Genomic DNA, 2,253 nt, shown 5'->3' with positions numbered 1-2,253 from the left:
TTGGTGGCGCCCGTGCCGCACCGCGCGCTGCCCGCCGTCCTCCGTCCGGATCAGGCGGCCGAGGTGCTCCGCGCGTCCGCGACCGCGGCCGCCGAGCACGACCCCGTGGCGCTGCGTGATCACGCGGTTCTCGAGTTGCTGTACGCCACAGGTGTGCGAGTCTCGGAACTGTGCGGACTGGACCTCGACGACGTCGACTCCGGTCGGCGGGTCGTCCGCGTGCTGGGAAAGGGGAGGAAGCAGAGGATGGTGCCGTTCGGCGTGCCCGCGGAACGCGCCCTGCGCACGTGGCTGGGGCAGGGGCGGCCGGAGCTGGTGCGCGCACGGTCCGCTGACGCACTCTTCCTCGGTGTCCGCGGTGGTCGACTCGATCCACGGACCGCCCGGAGGGTGGTGCGCGACGCGATGGCCCCGGTGCGGGGCGCCGCGGTCACCGGCCCCCACGGCCTGCGCCACACGGCGGCGACACACCTGCTCGACGGCGGGGCGGACCTTCGCAGCGTACAGGAGCTGCTCGGTCACGCTACGCTGGCGACGACGCAGCTCTACACGCAGGTGACCGTCGAGCGGCTGAAGGCGATCCATGACCAGACCCACCCCCGTGCCCGATGAGGCCGGTGGATCCGAAGCGGATTCGCCGGGCACGGGCTCGGCCGACCGTGGCCGCCTCATGACCGCACAGCTCACCGCCGGATCCGACGGAGTCCCGGGCGCCCCCGAGGACGGCCCGGGGGACGCACCGGACAGCGGGACCGACACGCGAACGGGTGACGCCCGGGCGTGCCGGGGGGACGTCTCCGGGCACGCCGGCCGGTCGGAGACCGCTGCCGATGGTGGGGCCGCCCGCGACGGTGGGACCGCCCGCGACGGTGGGGCCGCTGCCGACGGCGGGGCACCGGCTGCTCCGGGGCGGGGACACGCCGTGGACGGGTCCGCCCCGGACGGCCCGGCGCGGACCGACGGCGCGGACGCCGAGGCGGAGTCCACCATCGCGGCGCTGTGGCGCGAGTTCGGCCGGTCCCCGGACCAGCGCGTCCGGGACCGGCTGGTGCTGCACTACGCACCGCTGGTCAAATACGTCGCGGGCCGGGTCGGCACCGGCCTGCCCTCCCACGTGGACGTCTCCGATCTCGTCCAGTCGGGCATCTTCGGGCTCGTCGACGCGATCGAGAAGTTCGATCCGGAGCGGGGCCTGCGGTTCGAGACGTACGCGATGCAGCGGATCCGCGGCGCGATCCTGGACGACCTCCGGGCGCAGGACTGGGTGCCGCGGGTGATCCGCAGCCGGGCGCGGGAGGTGGAACGCGCCCACGACCGGTTGGGCGCGCGTCTGCGCCGGACGCCGACCGACTCCGAGGTGGCCGCCGAACTCGGCGTCTCGGTCCGGGAACTCCGGGACCTGTACGGGCAGTTGCGGTTGACCAGTGTGGTCGCCCTCGACGACCTGGTCGGCGCGAACACCGAGACCGGCCCCGGCACGGCGGCCGAGACCCTGCCCGACGAGGACGCCGTCGACCCCGCCACGGTGCTGGTCGACCGGGACAACCGCAGGCAGCTCGCCGAGGCGATCGCCCAGCTCAACGAGCGGGACCGGATCGTGGTGAGTCTCTACTACTTCGAGAGCCTCACCCTCGCCGAGATCGGCAGGGTGCTCGGCGTGACCGAGTCCCGGGTGAGCCAGCTGCACACCCGGGCGGTCCTGCGGTTGCGTGCCAAGCTGCTCGAACAGGCGGGGACCTGACGGGTCGAACAGGCGGGGGCCTGACGGGCTCCCGCCCCGTCCCGAACTCCGCGGCTCAGCCCGTCCACGGCTTCAACCGGAGCCGGACGCCGGGACCGACCGCACGCAGCGGGTCGAGATAGCGGCCGTCCCGGCGCAGGCCCCAGTGCAGACAGGCGTGTTCCGCGCAGCCGTCGTGGCCCGCCACCACGGTGCCGATCACCTCCCCGCGGCGGACCCTGCTGCCCGTCGACACCGACGGCCGCACGGGTTCGTAGGTGGTGCGCAGACCTCCGTCGTGGTCGAGGGAGACCACCCCACGGCCGGCGACGGGACCGGCGAAGACGACGTGTCCCGCGGCGGCGGCGAGAACCGGTGCGCCCGCCGTGGCCTCGAGGTCGACCCCGCGGTGTCCGGGCCCGTACGGCGACGTCCCCCCGTCGAACGGTCGGACCACCGCAGGTGCGGGGGACAACGGCCAGGAGAGCCGGCCCGCCCGGGTGTGCGTGTCGGCGCGGTCGTCGCCCCCGGGC

The 2,253-nt window shown here is 74.8% G+C and carries 3 protein-coding genes; 2 read left to right on the top strand and 1 reads right to left on the bottom strand.

The window, feature by feature from the left end; all coding sequences use genetic code 11:
• Window positions 1-612: tyrosine-type recombinase/integrase (locus SACPADRAFT_RS34150; RefSeq protein ID WP_040924574.1), on the top strand; the 612-nt coding region annotated here is incomplete at its 5' end.
• Entirely contained in the window at window positions 584-1,741 is a 1,158-nt protein-coding gene (locus tag SACPADRAFT_RS28630) for a FliA/WhiG family RNA polymerase sigma factor (protein WP_007027346.1), read from the top strand. The genes SACPADRAFT_RS34150 and SACPADRAFT_RS28630, both read left to right, overlap by 29 nt.
• Before the next feature lie 55 nt (window positions 1,742-1,796).
• On the opposite strand, the gene SACPADRAFT_RS28625 is transcribed toward SACPADRAFT_RS28630, so the two are convergent.
• On the bottom strand, window positions 1,797-2,253 hold a 457-nt coding region (locus tag SACPADRAFT_RS28625; protein WP_007027345.1), incomplete at its 5' end, for a murein hydrolase activator EnvC family protein.

Origin of the sequence: Saccharomonospora iraqiensis subsp. paurometabolica YIM 90007 (assembly GCF_000231035.2) — a bacterium.
GTDB classification, from domain to species: domain Bacteria; phylum Actinomycetota; class Actinomycetes; order Mycobacteriales; family Pseudonocardiaceae; genus Saccharomonospora; species Saccharomonospora paurometabolica.
This window is presented reverse-complemented; position numbering and strand designations above follow the sequence as displayed.